The organism is Priestia sp. Y58 (genome assembly GCF_029522095.1).
Lineage (GTDB): Bacteria > Bacillota > Bacilli > Bacillales > Bacillaceae_H > Priestia > Priestia megaterium_E.
In genome coordinates, this window is sequence record NZ_JAKWFL010000002.1 from 342,655 (window position 1) to 362,051 (window position 19,397).

General features: G+C 37.1%; 25 protein-coding genes. 9 read left to right on the forward strand and 16 right to left on the reverse strand.

Translation table 11 applies throughout. From position 1 onward, the window contains the following. Window positions 1-274 precede the first annotated feature (274 nt). Entirely contained in the window at window positions 275-1,189 is a 915-nt protein-coding gene (locus MMB68_RS07525) for a LysR family transcriptional regulator (protein WP_013083830.1), read from the forward strand. Between the two features lie 113 nt (window positions 1,190-1,302). Here MMB68_RS07525 and MMB68_RS07530 read toward each other — a convergent pair whose 3' ends face one another. After that, a complete protein-coding gene (locus tag MMB68_RS07530) occupies window positions 1,303-2,220 on the reverse strand; it encodes a DMT family transporter (RefSeq protein ID WP_277447606.1) in 918 nt (305 codons plus the stop codon). A 144-nt stretch (window positions 2,221-2,364) separates the two neighbouring features. On the opposite strand from MMB68_RS07530, the gene pdxR reads away from it, so the two are divergent. Next, entirely contained in the window at window positions 2,365-3,798 is a 1,434-nt protein-coding gene (pdxR, locus tag MMB68_RS07535) for a MocR-like pyridoxine biosynthesis transcription factor PdxR (protein ID WP_269871697.1), read from the forward strand. 78 nt (window positions 3,799-3,876) lie between these two features. On the opposite strand, the gene MMB68_RS07540 is transcribed toward pdxR, so the two are convergent. From MMB68_RS07540 to MMB68_RS07550, 3 genes are all read right to left on the reverse strand, one after another. Continuing rightward, entirely contained in the window at window positions 3,877-4,701 is an 825-nt protein-coding gene (locus MMB68_RS07540; RefSeq protein WP_221784307.1) for an STAS domain-containing protein, read from the reverse strand. Next, window positions 4,688-5,353 carry a cobalamin B12-binding domain-containing protein gene (locus tag MMB68_RS07545; protein WP_277548507.1) on the reverse strand — a complete coding sequence of 222 codons (666 nt, stop codon included), beginning with the start codon at window positions 5,351-5,353 and terminating at the stop codon, window positions 4,688-4,690. Before MMB68_RS07545 ends, MMB68_RS07540 begins: the two co-directional genes overlap by 14 nt. Before the next feature lie 363 nt (window positions 5,354-5,716). Then, window positions 5,717-5,980 (reverse strand): hypothetical protein, encoded by a 264-nt coding sequence (locus MMB68_RS07550; protein WP_221784303.1) that lies wholly within the window; start codon window positions 5,978-5,980, stop codon window positions 5,717-5,719. A gap of 152 nt (window positions 5,981-6,132) precedes the next feature. Here MMB68_RS07550 and ytvA point away from each other — a divergent pair, with 152 nt between their 5' ends. Together ytvA and MMB68_RS07560 are read left to right on the forward strand one after the other, a co-directional pair. Then, on the forward strand, window positions 6,133-6,915 hold the full coding sequence (ytvA, locus tag MMB68_RS07555) for a YtvA family blue-light photoreceptor (RefSeq protein ID WP_277548508.1): 783 nt from the start codon (window positions 6,133-6,135) through the stop codon (window positions 6,913-6,915). Window positions 6,916-7,153: 238 nt separating this feature from the next. After that, window positions 7,154-7,987 carry an STAS domain-containing protein gene (locus MMB68_RS07560; protein WP_221784299.1) on the forward strand — a complete coding sequence of 278 codons (834 nt, stop codon included), beginning with the start codon at window positions 7,154-7,156 and terminating at the stop codon, window positions 7,985-7,987. Window positions 7,988-8,023: 36 nt separating this feature from the next. Here MMB68_RS07560 and MMB68_RS07565 read toward each other — a convergent pair whose 3' ends face one another. The 3 genes from MMB68_RS07565 to MMB68_RS07575 form a co-directional block, all read right to left on the reverse strand. Then, entirely contained in the window at window positions 8,024-8,500 is a 477-nt protein-coding gene (locus MMB68_RS07565; RefSeq protein ID WP_277548509.1) for a hypothetical protein, read from the reverse strand. A 138-nt stretch (window positions 8,501-8,638) separates the two neighbouring features. After that, window positions 8,639-9,115, reverse strand: a complete 477-nt coding sequence (locus MMB68_RS07570) for a hypothetical protein (protein WP_221784295.1) — start codon at window positions 9,113-9,115, stop codon at window positions 8,639-8,641. 139 nt (window positions 9,116-9,254) lie between these two features. Next, window positions 9,255-10,019 (reverse strand): GNAT family N-acetyltransferase, encoded by a 765-nt coding sequence (locus tag MMB68_RS07575; protein WP_277548510.1) that lies wholly within the window; start codon window positions 10,017-10,019, stop codon window positions 9,255-9,257. A 198-nt stretch (window positions 10,020-10,217) separates the two neighbouring features. Between MMB68_RS07575 and MMB68_RS07580 the strand changes: the two genes are divergently transcribed. Continuing rightward, window positions 10,218-10,481 (forward strand): GlsB/YeaQ/YmgE family stress response membrane protein, encoded by a 264-nt coding sequence (locus tag MMB68_RS07580; RefSeq protein ID WP_013057762.1) that lies wholly within the window; start codon window positions 10,218-10,220, stop codon window positions 10,479-10,481. A 157-nt stretch (window positions 10,482-10,638) separates the two neighbouring features. Then, the gene (locus tag MMB68_RS07585) at window positions 10,639-10,824 is read left to right on the forward strand and encodes an aspartyl-phosphate phosphatase Spo0E family protein (protein WP_221784292.1); all 186 of its coding nucleotides are present in this window, start codon (window positions 10,639-10,641) and stop codon (window positions 10,822-10,824) included. A gap of 43 nt (window positions 10,825-10,867) precedes the next feature. Here MMB68_RS07585 and MMB68_RS07590 read toward each other — a convergent pair whose 3' ends face one another. Next, window positions 10,868-11,683, reverse strand: a complete 816-nt coding sequence (locus tag MMB68_RS07590; RefSeq protein ID WP_221784290.1) for an STAS domain-containing protein — start codon at window positions 11,681-11,683, stop codon at window positions 10,868-10,870. Window positions 11,684-12,033: 350 nt separating this feature from the next. Between MMB68_RS07590 and MMB68_RS07595 the strand changes: the two genes are divergently transcribed. Continuing rightward, window positions 12,034-12,303 (forward strand): GlsB/YeaQ/YmgE family stress response membrane protein, encoded by a 270-nt coding sequence (locus tag MMB68_RS07595; RefSeq protein ID WP_013083843.1) that lies wholly within the window; start codon window positions 12,034-12,036, stop codon window positions 12,301-12,303. Window positions 12,304-12,576: 273 nt separating this feature from the next. Here MMB68_RS07595 and MMB68_RS07600 read toward each other — a convergent pair whose 3' ends face one another. The 4 genes from MMB68_RS07600 to MMB68_RS07615 all read right to left on the reverse strand — a co-directional run bounded on the left by MMB68_RS07600 (window position 12,577) and on the right by MMB68_RS07615 (window position 14,763). Beyond that, window positions 12,577-12,993, reverse strand: coding sequence for a YhfM domain-containing protein (locus MMB68_RS07600; RefSeq protein WP_013057766.1), 417 nt, complete (start codon window positions 12,991-12,993; stop codon window positions 12,577-12,579). A gap of 161 nt (window positions 12,994-13,154) precedes the next feature. Beyond that, window positions 13,155-13,319 carry a hypothetical protein gene (locus tag MMB68_RS07605; RefSeq protein ID WP_165574957.1) on the reverse strand — a complete coding sequence of 55 codons (165 nt, stop codon included), beginning with the start codon at window positions 13,317-13,319 and terminating at the stop codon, window positions 13,155-13,157. Between the two features lie 12 nt (window positions 13,320-13,331). Next, a complete protein-coding gene (gene clpP, locus MMB68_RS07610) occupies window positions 13,332-13,913 on the reverse strand; it encodes an ATP-dependent Clp endopeptidase proteolytic subunit ClpP (protein WP_221784363.1) in 582 nt (193 codons plus the stop codon). Window positions 13,914-14,340: 427 nt separating this feature from the next. After that, entirely contained in the window at window positions 14,341-14,763 is a 423-nt protein-coding gene (locus MMB68_RS07615) for a MerR family transcriptional regulator (RefSeq protein ID WP_277548511.1), read from the reverse strand. A 204-nt stretch (window positions 14,764-14,967) separates the two neighbouring features. Between MMB68_RS07615 and MMB68_RS07620 the strand changes: the two genes are divergently transcribed. Continuing rightward, the gene (locus MMB68_RS07620) at window positions 14,968-15,411 is read left to right on the forward strand and encodes an HIT family protein (RefSeq protein WP_277548512.1); all 444 of its coding nucleotides are present in this window, start codon (window positions 14,968-14,970) and stop codon (window positions 15,409-15,411) included. Window positions 15,412-15,443: 32 nt separating this feature from the next. Here MMB68_RS07620 and aspA read toward each other — a convergent pair whose 3' ends face one another. Both aspA and MMB68_RS07630 read right to left on the reverse strand, forming a co-directional pair. Continuing rightward, window positions 15,444-16,874 (reverse strand): aspartate ammonia-lyase, encoded by a 1,431-nt coding sequence (gene aspA / locus MMB68_RS07625; protein WP_014459383.1) that lies wholly within the window; start codon window positions 16,872-16,874, stop codon window positions 15,444-15,446. A 20-nt stretch (window positions 16,875-16,894) separates the two neighbouring features. Further along, window positions 16,895-17,878 (reverse strand): asparaginase, encoded by a 984-nt coding sequence (locus MMB68_RS07630; RefSeq protein WP_221784282.1) that lies wholly within the window; start codon window positions 17,876-17,878, stop codon window positions 16,895-16,897. Between the two features lie 267 nt (window positions 17,879-18,145). On the opposite strand from MMB68_RS07630, the gene MMB68_RS07635 reads away from it, so the two are divergent. Next, complete coding sequence (locus MMB68_RS07635) at window positions 18,146-18,502, forward strand: helix-turn-helix domain-containing protein (protein ID WP_029714436.1); 357 nt, start codon at window positions 18,146-18,148, stop codon at window positions 18,500-18,502. Window positions 18,503-18,525: 23 nt separating this feature from the next. Here MMB68_RS07635 and MMB68_RS07640 read toward each other — a convergent pair whose 3' ends face one another. Continuing rightward, complete coding sequence (locus MMB68_RS07640; RefSeq protein ID WP_277548514.1) at window positions 18,526-18,918, reverse strand: hypothetical protein; 393 nt, start codon at window positions 18,916-18,918, stop codon at window positions 18,526-18,528. A gap of 145 nt (window positions 18,919-19,063) precedes the next feature. Continuing rightward, the gene (locus MMB68_RS07645; protein ID WP_013057775.1) at window positions 19,064-19,234 is read right to left on the reverse strand and encodes a hypothetical protein; all 171 of its coding nucleotides are present in this window, start codon (window positions 19,232-19,234) and stop codon (window positions 19,064-19,066) included. Window positions 19,235-19,397: the final 163 nt, after the last annotated feature.

Below are 19,397 nucleotides of genomic sequence, written 5' to 3' on the forward strand. Positions count from 1 at the left end.
CAAAATGAACATTTCAACACGTGTTATTTCTGCGCTCGCGGCTTTGTTTTACGGGAGAAAAAAATATTTTTCTAGAATTTTCTTCGAGGGTGATTTTTTGTTAACGCTTACAAATATGCGGGTTTCTAACGTATTTAGAGGAATTTCATGTGCTATTTTTAGATGAATCACTATTCACTTCCTTATGTAAGAGTTTACATTTATTTGAATCATAAGTAAAATAGATAAATAGAATAAATAGTATGAAAACTAAGAATACTAGTGAGGAGAATTTATGGATATTCGAGAACTGCAACATTTCATGGAAGTAGTTAATCAAAAAAGTTTCACGAAAGCAGCAGCTGCAATTCATCTGTCTCAGCCAGCATTAAGTAAAATTGTAAAAAAACTAGAAGAAGAACTCGGCGTAGATCTTTTTGATCGCTCTACCCGAAAGCTGACTTTAACCGATGCGGGACAGATTGTGTATGGGCAAAGTCAAAAGCTAGTATCCACTCTTCACGAGCTGCATGCTTTGTTAGATGATTTACGAAATCTCCCTACAGGAGATATTAAAGTAGGAATTCCTCCTTTAGTAGGGACTGTTGTTTTCCCGATGATCGCAAAAAACTTTACATCAAAACATCCTCAGGTGAAATTAGAGCTTGTGGAGCTTGGCGCAAAGCGAATTGTCGAACTTGTAGAAAACGAACAAGTAGACCTTGGCATTATCGTGCTGCCTATTCAAAACCCTCTTTTTCACGTCTACCCGTTTATTGAAGAAGAGTTTAATTTATACATTCATCATGAGCATCCGCTGGCAGCTAAATCAATTGTTGCTTTGAGCGAGCTTAGAGAAGAGCCGTTTGTCCTGTTCAGCAAAGATTTCTCTCTTCATGATCGCATTATTCATGAGTGCATTCAAGCGGGTTTTCATCCAAAAATAGCGTACGAAAGTTCTCAATGGGATTTAATTATTGAACTAGTCGCTTCTGAATTAGGTATTGCAATTTTACCGAAGTCCGTGTTTCCAAAGATCAATAACCCTTTTATTAAAAGTATTCCAATTGCCGCACCTACTCCAATGTGGGAGCTAGGCATCATTTTGAAAAAAGATCGCTATATGTCATATGCTACACGGGAACTTTTATCCTTCCTAGTAGACCAAGACATCATTTTGCCGTCTCATACGATGTCAGCAAATTCATAATAAAACAGCCTCTTCTTTTATTAAGGAGAGGCTGTTAGTCATCTTTTATATCTTTCTTCAATCTTTTTTGTCTTGCGATCAACTAAAAACAAGTCAGCAAATGGCGACTTGTTTTACAGCTGCTTTTTGAATAGCACACTTTTTTTAAAATGTACTCTCAAAGCTTCACGATTGGCCATAAACACTCCTATTAAAATAAGAAGGCCTCCTCCAATAATAGAAGGCGTGATAGCTTCATTTAAGACTACATAACCGATTAACATCGCGATTAAAGGAGATACATACAACCAAGTAGATGGAAAAACCGGATTTGTTTGGGCGATTAGCCAATAATATAAGCCGTGTCCAGCAATTGAACCAACAAAAATTAAATATACAATAGACCATACTGCGTTCCAAGGCATAATAGTTGAAACATGGATCTGCTCTGTACATAAAGAAAGCACCAGTAGAAATATTCCTCCGTAAAACATTTGAATACCGTTAATTAAAAACGGTGACACTCCTTTTAGTTCATTTAACAAAGCTTTCGAATAATTGCTGCCTATGCCGTAAAATACCTCTCCTACTATGATAATGATACATCCTAACGTCCACGAATAAGACATAGTAGCTGTCACATTTGGAAGTGAAATACAAATAACACCGGTAAAAGCCAGAAGCAAAGCGAATAACTGCTCTTTTTTTAATTCCATTTTTCTTTGCATCACTTGAATAAGCAATATCATCATTGGGCCAGTAGCAGATAAAACAGCTGCAAGACCCGATGTCACATGTTGTTCTGCCCAATAGAGTGTTGAAAATGTCATAAAGGTCAAACAAAACCCTACCATCATCACTTTTTTTGAAAATAATAACGAGCGTCGAACTTCTTTTTTATATGCAAAGTACGAGATTACTAATATTCCTGCTAAAAGAAAGCGAGTTCCAGCTGAGAAAAGTGGAGGCATTCCCGCTTCAATCCCTAATTTAATAGTTAAGAATGTCGTGCCGAAAATAAAACAGATAAGTACGTAATTAATAATAATCATATATCTTCCTCCTTTAAACATGCCACGAGTATAAAAGAAAGGAAGTATAACAGTAAAACCTTCACTATAACAGTTGCTGTTTTTCCAGTTGCGCCCATGCTTATTTTGAGGTTAACTAAAGAAAAAGAATAGTTAGGTGACACAATGAGATTTAATGTACATAAAAAATCTTCCACCCCCATTTATCAGCAAATCTATGAGCAGATTCGTTATCGCATCCAAACGAGCATGATAAAACCTGGTGATCAGCTCCCTTCTTTACGCAAGCTATCACAAGAGTTAGAAATAAGCTTATTAACGGTACGAAAATCGTATCAGCTCTTACAAAAATCAGGATTAATCGTAATACAGTCAGGAAAAGGAGCTTTTGTTAAAGGGGTTACTAAACGTTCTTCCAAGGTATTAAATAATTTTTCATGGCAAGATGAATTAAACGTAAATATTACGCGCTCTCAGTATAGCTTAAATCGTGATCGTAAATATTATGATTTCTCTCAGGCTATTCTTTTCCCTCGTCTCCTTCCTAATCAGTTTTTAGCGCAAGAAATGCAAAGTCTGTTACGTACCGATGAGCTTGTTTTAGCCACATACGGTCCAATTCAAGGAGATCGTGAGCTTCGCATAGAGCTTTCTTCTTATTTACAGAGAGAGCAAGGAATAAAAGCTGATCCTCATGAAATTGTGATTACAAGTGGCGCTCAGCAAGGTATTGATTTAATTGCTCAAACACTTTTAAAGCCAGGGGATACGGTTATAGTAGAGAGTCCATGCTACGGAGCTGCAATTGATGTCTTCACCAATAAAGGTGTTAACGTCATTTCAATTGAACTAGATGAAGAAGGAATACAATCTGATTTAGTAGAAGAAGTCTGCCAAAAAATAAAGCCTTCGCTTTTGTACGTAAACCCTTCTTTTCAAAACCCTACAGGTATACTAATGAGCAGACAGCGCCGCAAAGAACTAGTTGATTTGGCCGAATTGTATCACTTTTTTATTGTTGAAGATGATTCGTTTGGAGAGATTTATTTCGATGATATATCGGTGCCTCCACCGATCAAAACGTTTGATAAAAATGGGCATGTTTTGTTTTTGAAGGGGTTTAGTAAAACTTTGGCCCCAGGACTTCGAATTGGATTACTTTATGCACAAGGTTCTGTATTTGATTGGCTATATGCGGTTAAAGCATTGATGGATATTGGTAGTCCCTTACTAACTCAAAAAGCTGTGCTAGCTTTCTTACGCACTGAGCGAATGAAACAGCATATGGAAAAGTTGAGGACCGCTTTGCAATTGAGAAGAGATCATGCAAGCGACCTGCTTTCGCCTCTTTCCGACTACGTTCAATTCCAAGTCCCTAAAGGAGGCTTCAACTTATGGTTAAAACTGCCGCAAAATGTAAACACATTCGCATTATTAAAAAAAGCCCAGGAGCATAATGTTTGCTTTTTACCTGGTGAAGCTTGTTTCGTTCACAAACCTCCTCATGCTTACATTCGAATAAGCTACTCCCTTCTTAGTGATACTGATTTGAACATTGGACTTCAACGTCTTAATGCTATCCTTTCAGCTGAAATATAAAAAGAATGTTTAATTGTAAGCGAAGAAGTGTATACAGAAAGAGGAGAAGAAAGTTATTCTTTCTTCTCCTCCACTCTTTTAACTCACATTTTTATTCACAGCAATAATTTCACTCAGGTTATTCATATAAATAATTTGCTCACCAAACGTTCTATTTTTCAGAGCAGCCGTATGATGCGGCTTCATGCCAATAATATAGCATGTGATGCCCATGAGATAGAAGGACTGCATAAAGCCTGCAAAAGCTTGAATTCCTTCGGTCGTTAATATATCTAGTCCCCCAAAGTCAAATAGAAGCGTGGTGTAATTTCCTTCATGCGCAAAGTTTTGCAAAATGGACGTATTTTCAGCTACAAGAGCTGTATCTAAGTCTCCAAAAAGAGGTATAAGTCCTACTTTAGAGGATAATTTAATAAAAGAAGCGGACAATTGCTTAATTTTTTGTAATGATTTTTCAAGACGTTCTTTTTGTTCAAGCAGTTCAAAATCTGTATCTGCTAATCGTTTCCGATGGTCTTGAACAAGACTCGTTAGCTCTTGTATACGCTCATCTTGGCGAATACAAACTAAGTGACCTACATCACCATCCCATTGAATTAAGCATTCAAACAGTGAATAAGGCGAATCATTGGTTTGCATCACAAGTTCTACTTTCTGAATAGCCTGGCCTCGGCTTTGGACAAGCGTTTGCTCATCATGGGGTTCGTCTACAGACAATTCTCGAGAATCTTTTTGGCGCAAGCTTAAAAACTTTCTCGCCTTTTCTTGACTGAATACATCTACAAGATCTAAAAAATTAGCTGAAGGCTTAAATAAATGACCTGATTGTTGGGACCATTCCAAAATATTAAATTCAGTATCCACTAAAAAGTAAGGAACTGGAACATACTCAAGCATCGACATTAACTTCCACTCCTTTGTGATAACTGATTAACCAGTTATTTAGTTGGTGAAGATCCGGAATTAGGCGTGTATGCTCAGAACAGTAAGAACGGAAATCAATTTGAGAAACTAAGCGCCCTCCTACCATTACCGTTGGTCTTGGTTCTAATTTGTCCAAAGTTTTGGTGTATTCAGCAAGCCTCTCAATATGATAAGGGATGCTGACGGATAATCCTACCATGTGAGGCTTCCATTCTATAGCCATTTTCTCAGCGTATTCCAGAGGGAGATTGGCTCCTAAAAAGCGAGTATTCCAACCGTGTTCCTCAAACAATAAAGCCACCATCTTTAAACCAATGAAGTGCTGTTCTTGTTCCAAGCATAGAAGCAGTGCCCTTGGAGCGGTGTCTGAAGCGTGTCCCTGAATTTTTTTATAAAAGCGATAGCGAGTTAGCACATAATCACATGTCGTAGTTGCAACATGCTCATCAGCTACAGAAATGATATTTTCTTCCCACATATCTCCAGTTACTCGCATTGCGGTTGTAATTAAATTTTCATAAATATCTAGGCTGTTGTTTCCTTGGTGGATTTCTTCTAGCACAACTTCCCAAGCGCTGTCTTGATCACCAGCTAATAAATAGCCTACAAATTTTTGTACTTGAGACTTCATTGTTTCACCTCAGTAAACGTAAAGCTTTTAAGAAACTCTAATAAAAGCTTCTCGTCTCTCTTTTTCAAGATCGCCTAAAATGTATACTACTCTTAGACTAACACATGTTGCCAATAGCAACAACATAAAAATAGAATAATAACTTTTTATTTTACTATACTGAGTGAAATATGACTAGTATTTTTCTAAATATTCTCCTTTCCTTTTTATTTATGAAAAACACCTCGGCATCTTGTACCGAAGTGTTTTTCAAGTTGTTATCATTTCGTTTGCTAAAGGAATGTAAGTGCGTCTCTTTCTCTTTTATGCATCTTTTATGCATCTTTTTTTTTCCACGTTCAATAGACTTTTAAACATATGTATTTATGACTCTTCTGCTCCAACCATAATACTGATAAGATAGAGCGCTGTCATAACTGAGCCGACTGTATTGCATATCAAATGAATATATTGGCTGGTAGCCATAAACAAGTATAAACTTAGCGACAGCAGCACCGTTCCGAACAAAAAAGACCATTTGAATAATGACAGTGGCCGCTTGAACTTTATACGCAAACAAAAAATGAGAATAAAGCCTGCTAGCGCCATCACAAAGAAACTAACATTAAATAAATTGATGGTTATCACATTTGTTCACACTCCCTTTGCCCCTGAAATTATTATAACATATTTTTCCTTATCTTCATTCTTTCTCTAGGAACAAACGCGTCGAAAATTGTTTTTTTGATGTGTTTATGTCACAATATTTTTATAAAAATTCCAAGGAATGAGGGAATGCATTGACTACACCTGAAGCTCAAGATTCAAAATGGTCCATTTTAAACAAAGCCCTTCATAGCTCACAATCTGGTATTATCGTGACGGACCCTTCTCTGCCTGATAACCCAATTATTTACCTCAACCAAGGGTTTTCCCTTATGACCGGCTATAAGGAAGAAGAAGTATTAGGGGAAAATTGCCGTTTCCTACAAGGTCCTCTTACAAACCCGCACCACGTCGATGAAATTCGCAGCGCTATAAGCCGCAATCAGTCAGTCTCTGTTACGCTTGTTAATTATCGAAAAGACGGCTCTTTCTTTCATAATCAGCTAACGATTGACCCGACATATATAGAAGAAGAAGATAAATACTACTTTATTGGTGTTCAAAAAGACGTAACAATAGAAATTACAGCTCAGGAACAGCTTCAGCAAGCTTTGGAAGAAGTTGAAAGGCTATCCACCCCTATCGTGCCAATAGAAGAAGGAATCTCTGTTCTTCCATTAATCGGAACGTTAAACGAACGTCGTATAGAAATGCTATTTAATAGCTTCACCTCGCGTAACACAAGCAGCAAAGATCGTTATTTAATCCTAGACGTCTCAGGGTTAGCGCAATTTAATGATTCATTCGGCCGTGATATTCTTAATATTTACAATTGGCTGAAGCTCATGGGAACTCAGCTTGTTTTAACAGGAATTTCTCCTAACATGGCCATACATATGAGCACTATGGAAGATGATATGTCCTTTATTTTAGTCTATCAAAGCATTAAAGATGCCTTACCCAAGCTAAAGTTATAAGCACAAGAAGTGGTTCTGTATGAAAAATAGGTAAAATGCATGAATATGTTAGTTGAAAAATGTTTATTTTTTAATAAATTGGGTTTGAGAGTATACAGTTAGGGAAAACAAGGCGTATAGGAAAATAAATGCGCTTCATAATGGATTTATTTATAAGCATCCTCACTTTAGATCAGGGGATGCTTTTATGCCTTTATTTATAAATCAATTAGACTATACATATATAAGGAGAGTCTTCATGCATAAAAATCAGGACTTATATCATTTTTTCAAAGAACATTCTCTTCAATTAACTGAAGACTGGTACAATCAGCTCGACGATAAAAATGAGTTCTCTGTCTATTCGAGTAAAAATCCAGCAATTGTGAAAGAACTTAAGCAGCAAAATCAAGATTATTTCCAGCATTTATTTGACGTGTTTATAAAGGATGAGGAATATTTTTTTTCGGATTTTCAGCAGTGGTCAATAGAACTAGCGCGTGATCCAAAGCATTTAAGTACGCCTCTTCACTTTATCGTTCGAGAATATTTTAATTCACAAAAAATTGCCGTTAATTACTTAAAGAAGTTTATCTCTTTGCATTCGGATGAGATAAGCGTAGATAAGATATTTATGTGGTATGACATTATTGTTAAAGCGTTTGATTTATCTATTTACATCTTTATTCAAGAATATCATAAAAATACGCAAGAACAGCTGAACGCTCAGAAAGAGTTAATTAATGAATTAAGTTCTCCTGTCATCATGCTTCAAAATAAAGTTGCACTTCTGCCTCTTGTGGGGGATATTGGAACGGTCAAAAGTCAGTTTATTTTAGAAAACACACTTCAGCAATGCTCGGAAAAAGGCGTTGAACATTTATGTATTGACCTGCTCGGTGTAGCTACGATTGACACGATGATGGCACAAGAGATTTTTAATTTGGTAAAAGCTCTTCGTTTAATTGGTGTGCAAACAATTTTATCTGGAATTCGACCGGAAATTTCTCAAACTGCGATTCGTTTAGGGCTTTCATTTGAACATGTTAAAACTACTTCTTCTCTTGCACAAGCGCTTAATTCTATTAGTTAAGCATAAGGCTCTCTATTACAGCATAGAGAGCCATATCTATGGCGTTTCAAATTTTACCGGGGTATAATAGACACGCCCGATTAGCTTTTTTCCTTTGTTATCCTTCCAGTCCGCTACGAGTATATACCGATCACTGCGAGAGGCAGAATCTACTGTAATAGCGGATGTTTTTTTTATGTCCTTTTTTTCTACTATGTTTTCATAAATAGACTGATTGCGAATTTGTTTGTAATAAAGCGCATTAGGTTTTTTACCATCTATTTCAATGGACACTTGACCATCTTGAGAGACGGGAATACTATCTTTCATAACAATTTGTCTAAAATTTTTTCGTTCGCCAAAATCAGCTTCACATTCAGTCCAGCAAAAAAATAAAGGCTTGATGATGGCTTCTTTGCCTTCGGCTATTATTTTTATAGCGGGTGGATAAGGATCTTCAAGCGTTTCAGCTGTAGGAACCTGACATGCGGCTAATGAAAATAAACTAAATAGGATAACCACCACTTTTTTCATACTATGTCCTCCCTTTTTTGTGAACGTGGTGCACGTAAGTGAGTGGGTGCATAATATACTCTTTCGCCTGCAACCAAAAGATTCCTTTTATAATCAACAAAAAAACAGCTGCCTATTTGTTTAGACAGCTGTTTTGTTCTATTTACTTAGCATGCTTATTTCTTTTTTCATATCTTTTTCTACATATTCCATTAAATCAGATACGTAGGTTTGGAGCGGTTTTGTTGCGTCTTTATGATCATTCATCGTTAATTCATAAATGCTATCGATATTATCAATCATCAGTTCCATATCATCGATGACGCCCGTATGCTTATACATCGTTTTCATCGTAGGATCAAGGGAAGCTAATTCATTATATTCATAGTTTATCGTATTTGAAATATCATCGAGTTCATTGATAAATTGCTTTTTGGTTTTTTTTTCGGCCATAAGCTGATTATACTCTTTAAAAGCAGTTTGAAGGTTTTTCTGAGAGGTAGTCAATACTTTCAGCTGTTCTCGTCCTAAATAATAATCATAAATACTAGTAACAGTAAAATATCCCCCAAATGTGAGCGCGATTCCGACAACCAAACCTATCCAAAACGTGCTCGTTTTAAAAAAATGTTTCATAATGACTCCTTTTATCTGTGTTCTATGTACAACACTAGCTCCTGCTGCTTTTTCCTAGGATACACCAAAAACGAAGTGGAAGCTACACTTTTTTAAAATTTTGTCGAATTTTGTCTCTTATTTCGCAAGCTGCAGCACATTATGTTCCATCTCTATTTCTCCATCTGTATACATCAAATTCGTTAACCGCTGTAAAACCAAGTTTTTCATAGGCTGGCTTTCCTGCACTTGTAGCATGCAAAATACACGTATCCGCCTGTTTTTTTGCTTCAGTAAGAACTTCCTTCAAATATGCGGTGGCCAGGCCTTTTCTCCTCATATGTCTGGCTGTAGTGATACAGTACAAACCCGCTGTACCGTCATAAAAAAAGAGAGACCCAGCTACAGCTGGCCGGTTGTGATAAAGACCCAAATATAAGTGATATTGGTCAGTGTGCTGCATAAGCTCCCTAAACCTTTCAAGAAAGTCATCTTGATATTCTTTTGGTTTTTGATAGCCGTCTATGTATACCGTTATCCATTCTTTCAATTCAGCTTCTGTGTGCACTCGCTTACATTGAAACCCTTCTACTCCTGTATGTGCGTATTCTTTTTCTTGAATGTACTGAATCATTCCAATCCATTTTTCATAAGGAACAAATCCATTTTTACGAAGAACTGGCCTAAGGTTATCATATGAAGATGGACCAACAATCCATAGAGGTTTTTCCCCTTCCGCAGGGCATATCCCTAACGCAGGCTCAATATGATAGGTTCCTGCATATACGCCACGATTGTAAGGAGGTGCAGAAATCCATTTGATTTCTGACGTATCCACCTTCACAGATTTCTTCGTATGCTGAAAATACATCCAGTGCTGAATCAAGTGCCGTTCTACTACATCGCTTTGATTTTTTATTTTCACTTCATGTCTCCTTTCTCTTCTAAACTATGTGCCGTTTTCTATTATATACTAATTAGTCTATTTTCTATGACTCTATCGCAGTTCGTATATCCTTTTACAAGTTTTTTTTATTTTTTTTGCTATTCTATGAATAGTTTTCTTTTAAGTGGGGTACTAACCTATATAAGCAATACATCATTAAAAAGGAGGATGATATTTATGTCATTTTTATGGGCACTTATTGTAGGTGGTATTATTGGGTGGCTTGCCGGATTAATTACAGGAAGAGACGTTCCGGGAGGTATTATTGGTAACATTATTGCTGGTTTTATCGGTTCTTGGTTAGGTTCAGCTATCTTTGGAAGCTTCGGACCAGTTGTAGGTGGATTTGCTATTATTCCTGCTATTATTGGATCAATCATTTTAGTGTTAATCGTAAGTTTCATTATGAGAAAAATGCGTGGGAATCATAAACATGCATAACAAATTATTATATTAAAAAAAGAACCTCTGTTGAAAAAGAGGTTCTTTTTTATGTGAAAAATTCTTAAAATTTACTATTTTTAATTTCATAATATTGAAAAATAAACCTATTAATGTTAATTTAATCATAATCAATATAGAAAAACGAGGAATTAACATGCTGCTTTCAACCCATCAAAAAGACAAATCTATGTACCAAATACTAATAGAAGAAATCGAACAGACACGAACGTTGATGATTCAAACGGCTGTCCGTGAAGGAATGACAAGTCCTAACACACTTCAAATTAGTCAGTCATTAGATGCTTTATTAAATAAGCTTCAAATTTTCTTCTACCAATAAAAGCCCATGATATGGTTACATACTCATGGGCTTTTGTGTTGTATTAGTCCGCTTGATTAACGTATTCCACTGCTTGGTGAAGGCTACTGAAAGTCGTAATGTCAGCCAAATCTAACCCCAAATTCACCATTGTCTGAGCAATTTCAGCACGAATCCCGCTTAAAACCACTTGAATTCCTAATAATCTTAAAGCACCGATTACTTTAAAAATTTGGTCCGCTACCATCGTATCAATAATTGGAACGGCGTACAAATCAATAATCAACCAATTTAGCTTATAGTCACTGCCGTGCTGTAGCGCATTTTCCATTAAAATTTGAGCACGATTTGTATCTAAATCGCCAACAAGAGGAATCACACCAATTTCTTTCGTAATGCGTACCACAGGAATTGATAGTTCATCAATTGCATAGCGCGCGGATTGGATTTTATTTGCAAAGTCGGTCATATATGATTTACTAACCCAGTGCACAGCCTTGTCCACTACTACGTTGAAACGAGAAATAACTTGATAAAAGGCATCAAATGTAAACGTCTCAGCTTTTGCTTCTTCTTTAATAATTTCTCCGATAACATTTCGGTAATAGCTGATTTCTTCTAATGCTACATCCAATGGAAGCTGAAGTACAACGAGTAAATTCGCTACTTCTCTTCCCCATTCCTCAAGCACTTCAAAGTTTTTTATATCATTTGTTGAGATAGAATCAGCATATATTTGAATTAAATGAACGCGCCACGGTTCTAATTGTTGTTGAATATCTTTGTCTTCATATTGTTTTTGTTTTGAGAACTCTTGTTTTTTTTCTAGAATTAAATTTGTAATGTGTTTAAGTTTTTCATCTAATAATAATGATTCCATATTGTTCTCCCGTTAAGAATTTGTTTATTTAAAATGATATCACAAATACCGTTAAAAAAAGTAAAACTAAGGGAAAAAGCTTTTAAAAATGAACCAGATGTCCCCTTTTGCGAATAGAATAAGCTAAATTGAATCTAAAACGTACATAAGCTGAACTTCTCTCCTTTATTTTATCGTTACTTTCACAGTGAATTCTCATACATAACTCTTCAATTTAATGTTGGGCTATCTTAGCATATATGATAAATAGATGAAAAAATGTAAAAGGGTTTGCAGCAAGCATGTCGCATGACAAAATGTGTTTTAGGAAAGACTGAAAAGGAATTCCCTATAAAAAGGAGGTTAGGTATATGTCATTTATTTGGACGCTTATTGTTGGAGGACTTATTGGCTGGCTTGCTGGTGTGTTAACAGGACGAGATGTTCCGGGTGGAATTATCGGAAACATCATCGCTGGGTTCATTGGAGCATGGTTAGGCTCTCTAATTTTTGGAGATTTCGGTCCAGAAATCGGCGGATTCGCAATTGTTCCTGCTATTATTGGTGCTGTTATTTTAGTCTTAATTGTGAGTTTTGTTTTACGCAAAATGCGTGGAAATAATAATCATCGACATGCCTGAATAAAAAAGAGAAATCAGCGTTTTGATTTCTCTTTTTCCCTTACTTCTTATAGCAAAATGTTTTAACAATGACGTACCTGTAAGTGTAATTCTTTATTGCTACATTTAAAAATTGCTGCTTGTCACCTCTCACATTTAATACTTCTACACTCTCATATCAAGCGCGCTAGTAATGAGCAGCTTTGTACCTTCGAGATCCTCAAGCATATCGGTAAAGATAACTTCAATATGAACAGGTACAGCTTTTATTGGACATTGTTTTATAGCTGCTTTCTATTTCGGCTCTACTAATTCAATAAATGATCTTGCTTGTTTGCCCTTTAACTGTGCGTAGTGTGTATCTGTAGCTAATTCAACGGTTTCGTTTCCTAAGTTGACCCACATCCGATAAGATTGTACCTTTATATCCTTTTTTGTTTCTACCGGTTCAAAGTGAAGAATGTAGTTAGGTTTTCGAATCATTTCAGCTTTTTCTTCTCTCCATGATACATCTTTTAACCACTGCTGCACTTTCTGCACTTGATTTTGGTCTTTCATTTTAACCGCATGGCCATATTGATTATCGGCTATGTATTTTTCGATTACGAGCTTTTGTTCAACAGTACCGCTTGAAGCACTGCTTTGCTGACATCCTGTTATCACCCAACAAATAGCAATGAGAACAACTAATCCAGACCATACTTTTTTCATTTACATCTACCTTTCTTTTTGTAATTGAAATGAGATGTTCTTGCTGAATGATGCTACCAGCTGCTCGTTTTTAAATCTCTTTTTGCATTCTCTTTTCTTCATATAAATCCCTGCTTCATTTGCCTAAAAAAACTGAATCCCCGAAAGGATCCAGTTTTTCGTTACGATTCGACATCTTCTATGACATGAACAGCGCGAATAGCAGCGTTTACTTTTGTATGTTGAATGCGCTCTTTTGCTTCTTGTATAGTCATTGCCTCTACTTCTTGATAAAAAATCACGTTCGCCCATTCATATTCTACTGAATAACGATTTATTTTTTCCATACGGTACCCTCCTTATTGATGAACTAAAATTTGATCAATCAAGCCATATTCTTTTGCTTCATCCGCTGTAAAGAATGTATCTCGATCAGTGTCTTTTTTAATTGTTGAAAGCGATTGTCCTGTTCGTTCAGACAGAAGTTCATTTAGGTGATCTTTTAACCGCAAAATACGCTTCGCTCGAATCTCAATTTCAGCTGCTTGCCCTTTTGCTCCTCCTAGCGGCTGATGAATCATCACTTCGCTATTAGGAAGAGCAAAACGTTTCCCTTTTTGACCGCCCGCTAGTAAAAATGAACCCATAGATGCTGCTAGCCCTATACACAATGTGCTTACATCTGCACGTATAAGCTGCATCGTATCAAAAATAGCCATGCCCGCTGTAATAGATCCTCCCGGTGAATTAATATAAATGCTGATATCTTTTTCTGGGTTTTCTGCATCTAAAAATAAAAGCTGAGCGATAATGCTAGTAGCCACTTCATCCGTAACTTCACCTGTGAGCATAATCACTCGGTCAAGCAACAGCCTTGAATAAATATCATAGGCACGCTCTCCCTTGCTTGTTTGTTCCACTACATATGGAGTTAAGTTCATGTGACCGCCTCTTTCCACTGAATTAGTACGAGCAAATTTTTTCACTTTTGCACTGATTTCATGATTTAAAAATGAATCCCCTATTAAATCTTCGTCTGTAAATTTAATCATTAGAGAATGCCTTTCTTGCTGCATATGTAAGCGTTCATCCCGGTAAGTCACAGCAACTGCAATCTCCGCCTGTGGATATAAAACGGTCTCTTCTGTGTAAATCTCTATTAATAGAGGTTCATCGTCAATATGCTTTACTTCAATTTGCCCCTGTTTGTTTTCCCGGTATCCATTTAAGTTTGTCGTTTTAAACAGACCTTCGGGGAGCTGAATATCAATCGTGATGTTTTTAATTTTTACTTGTGAACGTTCAAATGTAATACAAAGGTGGTTCATTCCTTCTTCTTTTTCCATCACTGATTTTGCCAAGGCCAATTTAATCATGCGATGAATGATCCTTTAAAATTTGAGTAACGGACTCAATTACTTTTTGCCGTACGCCCGCTGATAAATTTCGATTCATAGCTACAAACACATCTTCATTGACTTGATGCATCTCTTGGTTTTGAATTTGTCTACTTTGATAAAGAGGAAGCTGCGCACCAATGCTTTTCACTTCTTCATCACTCATTGAACGCAGCGTTTCTTGAATGGAAGCTAGTGACTCACCTGCTTTTGATAATGTTAAAACGGCTCGAAAGTAGTGAACATGCTGATCTGTATACACGCGTTTATTCCCTACTAGCACCAGGGGAGGAACCATTTCTATTTGCGTGTAATACCGTACCGTGCGCAAGTTCAAGTCCGCACCTTCACTATTTAATAACTCCGTAATTTGCTTGCCTGTATACGAGTTCAAACAACCCCTCCTCATTAGTTACAGTTAACTGTTACAATGTCATTATACTGTAAATATCTTGTTTTTACAATTAAAACCATGGTAAATTTTAGATAAACCAGCTGAACATATAAAAAGAACAAAACAAAGAGCCCAGGTCATATATCCGGGCTCTCTTTACTAACCGAAAAAACAACTGTGTATACTTAAAAAAGGAGAGAACATATGATGGGGAATCCAAGTGTAGATTGCTTAGGGTGTCGATTAGCAAATAACCAAGAAAAATCGCATATGATATTTGAAGATTCGTTTGTGATATGCCTGTTAGATCACAAGCCATTTAACGAAGGCCACCTCTTAATTCTTCCTAAAACACATATAGTGGAAATCGACGAATTTGATACTGAACACGTACTGGCCGTGATGAATGCAGCGAAGCTAATGACAAAAGCAGTGAAGACACTCTTTGTTCCAGACGGAGTTACTCTCTCTCAAAACGGGGGAATGTTTAACGAGTTAACTCATTTTCACATGCACATCGTTCCACGCTACCAAGAGGAGTGTTTCGGAGATTTTTATACGCAAATTCCCCAGTTTGCTGAAAAAGATGACGCTTTGGCTGCAACAGCTCAGAAAATGCGCCGCGTCATTCAGCAAATGTCTTTATAAAAAAAACGGCTTCCTTATGGAAGCCGTTCTTTTTACTGACGATCAAACAATGAACTTCCTGCAATACCAGGGTTCGTCATTTCAAATGGATTTAAAATGAGATCTAATTCCTCTTCTGTTAACACATCGTATTGAAGGCAAAGCTCACGAATTGGTTTTCCTGTTAAAATCGCTTCACGCGCAATACGCGATACGACTTCATAGCCTAAGTGAGGGTTAACAGCTGTAATAATTCCTACGCTTTTTTCTACATATTCTTTCATGCGCGTTTCGTTTGCTTCAATTCCTGCTAAACAGTGATCTGTAAAGCTTCTGAAACCGTTATTCATAATGCTGATTGATTGAAGCAAGTTAAATACAAGCACAGGTTCCATGACATTAAGCTCCATCTGACCTGCTTCTGAAGCAAGAGAGATCGTTTGGTCATTTCCCATTACTTGAAACGCAATTTGATTGATCAATTCAGCCATAACCGGGTTTACTTTTCCTGGCATGATTGAAGAACCAGGCTGACGGGCAGGAAGGCTGATTTCTCCTAGACCTGCACGAGGTCCAGATGCCATTAAACGCAGGTCATTTGCGATTTTAGACATGTTCGTCATGCAGATTTTAAGCGCTGCAGATACTTCTGTATAAGCATCTGTATTTTGAGTAGCGTCCACTAAATGCTCTGCATGCACAAGAGGCAGACCGCTGATATCGGCTAAGTGCTTGACTACATTTTCAATATAGCGAGGATCTGCGTTTAAGCCTGTTCCAACAGCTGTCGCTCCCATATTTACTTCATGTAAATGGTCACGCGTTGCGCTAATACGCTTAATGTCGCGCGCCAACACGCGGCTGTATGCTTCAAACTCTTGACCAAGACGAACGGGTACAGCATCTTGAAGGTGCGTACGGCCCATTTTAATCACGTGATCAAATTCTTGCGCTTTTCGTTTAAATACATCATGCATATCATTCATTGTAACAAGAAGTTTATTTAATAAGTTCAGCGTTGAAATATGGATAGCCGTTGGAAATACATCATTTGTTGACTGAGACATATTCACATGGCTGTTAGGACTTAATTTACCGTATTCACCTTTATTGTCTCCCATAATTTCAAGGGCACGGTTTGCAATAACTTCATTAGCATTCATATTCATTGACGTTCCTGCTCCACCTTGGATAGGGTCCACAATAAAGTATTCATGCCACTGACCTGCTAAGATTTCATCAGCTGCTTGCACAATCGCATTTCCAATACCTTCATACAAGCGCTTTGTATCCATATTTGCAAGCGCTGCCGCTTTTTTTACAATAGCAAGCGCTTTAATCATTTCTTCATGTACTTTATAACCCGTAATCGGAAAATTTTCTACGGCACGTGCGGTTTGTACACCGTAGTATACGTCTGCTGGGATTTGTTTTTCTCCTAGAAAATCAGCTTCTGTACGATATCCTGCTGTTTCTTGTTTCATAGCTGTACCTGCTTTCTTTTTTAATTAATATCTTCTGCAATCGATGTTTCCATCATCTTTTTAACTTGGTGAGGATCTTTGGTTTGTCCGAGCACCCACATTAATTTAGGAACAATGGCTTCTGTGTTCATGTTTTTTGAGCGAACGACGCTGTCATGATTAATCATTCGGCCTACTTCATAAATGCCCATGTCTTCTCCTTCTTCAAGACACTGAGTCGTAATGACAACGGATACACCGTGATTTGTTAACTCAACAAGCTTGGCTAAAATGTTACGAACTTGAAATGGAATGCCTCCACTTCCATAGCTTTCAACAACAACGCCTTGATATACATCCTTTAATCCATCGAAAAATTCGGGTTTAATGCCGGGAAACAGTTTAACAACCGCTACATCCGTACAAAGAGATGTATTAACCGCCAACTCTTCTTTACTAGAGCGAACGGATTTTGTATATTCCACCGCATTATCATGGATAGACGCCACGTATGGATAATTAATGCTTTCAAATGCATCATAACTTTTTGTACGAAGCTTGATTGCTCTTGTGCCTTGAATCACACGACCGTCAAAGACTACATAGACTCCGCCTGTTTCTTCACAAGCAAAGCGAATCGCATCTGCAATATTGCGCTTCGCGTCCGTTTTACTAAATGAAATAGGAATTTGAGATCCTGTAATCGCAATTGGTTTTTTAGAATGCTGAAGCATGTAAGAAAGCGCTGCCGATGTGTAGGCCATTGTATCAGTTCCATGGGTGATAACAAAACCATCGTATTCATTATAATGCTCTTCAATCGCTTTTGCCATCTCTATCCAACATTCTGGCTGCATATTTGTACTATCAAGATTCATAAGAGATTTGCTGTCAATTTGACAGTGTTCATTTAAATCAGGTATGTAGCTTAGTAATTGATCTGGCTCCATTCCAGGAACAAGTCCATTTTCGCCTTCAAGTGAAGCGACCGTTCCGCCAGTTGATAACAATAATAGTTTTTTCAAAACCGACATCCCCTTTGCTTAATTTTTGTAAAAAAACCTGACAATCTATCAAATAAATTATATTCATTTCGCGTACTTCACCTGTAATTATAGTAACCAAAAATCAATAAATCAAGAGAAAAATTATTCGTTTCGCGTACACTTTTTTCTGCAGCAATGATATAATGAATAAAAATGTAAATTAGCTCACGGTTTGATTACAAAGATCTGCGCGCGAGCTGAATGCCTCGGTTTTTTACATACTACACCTACAAAGGAGCGTCATGAATGTTAAGCAGATTAGCTCAACTCAGGAAAGAAAAAAAATGGTCTCTTCAATATACAGCTGACCAGCTTGAAATCGCTAAAAGCACCTACGCAGGATACGAATCTGGCTATCGTCGTCCTTCTCTTGAAGCACTCGTTACAATCGCAGAACTATTTGATACATCAACAGACTACTTGCTAGGTAAGGAAAAGGAACCTCATTCTCCTTCAGATGCACCCATCGAATTAACATCGCCTCAAACTCATAGAATTACGGTCGACGGTGCGGAACTGTCTCAAGAAGAAATTCAGCAGCTGACGGCCTTTATTCGTGCTAAAAGACAAATTGAAAAAGAAACTGCACCTTCTTCAATGTAAAGAAGATTAGAAGCAGGTTGCTTCTAATCTTCTAGCTGCATTTCTAAATAGCCTACTACTTCTTTTGTTATTTCCTCTTCTGTTTCTTCCATCAGCTCCCCGGTTATCTTGCTGCCTGGGAGCTTCTTCGAAGAACGAATGCCCAAAAATGTGCGGACACAGTGCCAGATAGGAATAAAAAGACCATCTAAAAACTCATCTTTTTCTAAAATACCCACTTGAATAGTGGCGTGATAACCAGGGTGAAAAGGATTTTCCCCTTCACGGATCACATCTACAGAAAGCTGCATCCCTTTTTTTTCAAAAGCTTCTTTATATTGTGCATGTATTGATTTGAGAAGTTCTTGCACAGACCTTTCAACTGTATGTATATATTGTGCTAACTGCGGCGTAAATTGTTTTGCGGTGTATTCCATCTATCTCCCTCTTCCTTCGGTTCCCTATCCCTTATTTTAGCGACTTTCATTTTATTGTATCATAAGAAAAACGCTCATCTGTCTAGCAGAAAACCCCGCTTTTTGTAGAAAAGCGGGGTTCATACATACCTTTACTAGCAATAACTTACATTGCTTTATCTTGTTTAGAAGATGATTTTAATTTTTTATTTTTAGTTGGATCTGGCTCATTAGAAGACATGATAATGTTTCCTTCGCCGTTGCACACTTTGCACTTTATAAATCCAAATTTCTTACCGGCTCCTTGGCATTGTGGACAAACATATCGAATTGGCATAAACTGTACCTTCCTTCTTTCTAATTTATACCTGCGCATTGAGAGCGCCTGTGGTTAGTTTATAGTTTCATTATAAATTGTACCATTCACCCTATCAAGACGTGCCAAATTGCACATCTTTAATGGTAAGAAATCCTTCCTTTCTAAAATTCACCTAAAAAAT